Here is a 2,063-nt window from a genome sequence, read left to right on the forward strand (position 1 = left end):
GTCCGCCACTCCCTTCGCCCGGAGGGAGCACGCGTAACGCGAGATCTACGAGAACCTCTTTCCTGAGGGCCGAAAACCGGCCTTCAGGAAACGGGTTTTCTCCCGTTCTAGCCGGCCGCCGACAGGCGCCGGGAAAACAGACAGAGGGTTGCCGCCAAGGTGGCCCAGAATGCAAGGCGAGCCGCGGCGAGGCTCGTCCCGAGTTTAGAGCTAAGGAGCGACGATGGCCCAGACCCAGACTTTCAATGGCCGCAGACGCGTACGCAAGTTCTTCGGAAAGATCCCGGAAGTTGCGGAGATGCCGAACCTCATCGAGGTTCAGAAGGCATCCTATGATCAATTCCTGATGGTGGCGGAGCCCAAGGGCGGGCGTCCGGACGAGGGACTGCAGGCTGTTTTCAAGTCGGTTTTCCCGATCTCCGATTTTTCCGGCTCCTCGATGCTGGAGTTCGTGAAGTACGAGTTCGAAGGACCGAAATTCGACGTTGACGAATGCCGTCAGCGCGACCTCACCTATGCCGCGCCGCTGAAGGTGACGCTGCGCCTCATCGTGTTCGATATCGACGAGGATACCGGCGCCAAGTCCATCAAGGACATCAAGGAGCAGGACGTCTACATGGGCGACATGCCGCTCATGACCTTGAACGGCACCTTCATCGTCAACGGCACCGAGCGCGTCATCGTCTCGCAGATGCACCGCTCGCCGGGCGTCTTCTTCGACCATGACAAGGGCAAGTCGCACTCGTCGGGCAAGCTTCTGTTTGCCGCGCGCGTCATCCCCTATCGCGGCTCGTGGCTCGACATCGAGTTCGATTCCAAGGACGTCGTGCACGCCCGCATCGATCGCCGCCGCAAGATTCCGGTGACGTCGCTGCTGATGGCGCTCGGTATGGACGGCGAAGAGATCCTGTCGACCTTCTACAACAAGATCACCTACAAGCGCGCCGGCGACCATTGGCGCATTCCGTTCAACGTCGAGCGTTTCCGCGGCCTCAAGGCCGTCGGCGACCTGGTCGATGCCGATACCGGCGAAGTCGTCGTCGAAGCCGGCAAGAAGATCACCGCCCGCCAGGCGAGGGCGCTTGGCGAAAAGGGTCTGAAGGCGATCAAGGCCACCGACGAGGACCTGCTCGGTAACTATCTGGCCGAGGACATCGTCAACTACGCCACCGGCGAGATCTTCCTCGAGGCCGGCGACGAGATCGACGAGAAGACGCTGAAGGTTCTGCTCGGCACCGGCGAAGACGAGATCAAGGTTCTCGACATCGACCACGTCAATGTCGGCGCCTATATCCGCAACACGCTCAACGTCGACAAGAACGAGAGCCGCCAGGACGCGCTGTTCGACATCTATCGTGTCATGCGCCCCGGCGAGCCGCCGACGCTCGAAACCGCCGAAGCCATGTTCAACTCGCTGTTCTTCGACAGTGAGCGCTACGATCTGTCGGCCGTCGGCCGCGTCAAGATGAACATGCGTCTCGAGCTCAAGGCCGAGGACACCGTGCGCGTGCTGCGCAAGGACGACATCCTGGCCGTGGTCAGGACGCTGGTCGAGCTGCGCGACGGCAAGGGCGAGATCGACGACATCGACAATCTCGGCAACCGCCGCGTGCGTTCGGTCGGCGAGCTGATGGAAAACCAGTACCGCGTCGGCCTGCTGCGCATGGAGCGCGCGATCAAGGAGCGTATGTCCTCGATCGAGATCGACACGGTCATGCCGCAGGACCTGATCAACGCCAAGCCGGCGGCTGCCGCCGTGCGCGAGTTCTTCGGTTCCTCGCAGCTGTCGCAGTTCATGGACCAGACCAACCCGCTGTCGGAGATCACCCACAAGCGCCGCCTCTCGGCGCTTGGACCGGGCGGTCTGACCCGCGAGCGCGCCGGCTTCGAAGTGCGCGACGTGCACCCGACGCATTACGGCCGCATCTGCCCGATTGAGACGCCGGAAGGCCCGAATATCGGTCTGATCAACTCGCTGGCCACCTTCGCACGCGTCAACAAATACGGCTTCATCGAGAGCCCGTACCGCAAGATCGTCGACGGCAAGCTGACCAATGACGTCG

At 62.2% G+C, this 2,063-nt stretch carries 1 pseudogene; it reads left to right on the top strand.

Going from position 1 to position 2,063, the window contains the following annotated elements:
• Positions 1–223: 223 nt before the first annotated feature.
• Positions 224–2,063: pseudogene (locus EN984_RS32385) on the top strand (DNA-directed RNA polymerase subunit beta); the annotation flags it as partial.

It is taken from the genome of Mesorhizobium sp. M7A.F.Ca.CA.004.12.1.1 (genome assembly GCF_003997835.1).
GTDB lineage: Bacteria > Pseudomonadota > Alphaproteobacteria > Rhizobiales > Rhizobiaceae > Mesorhizobium.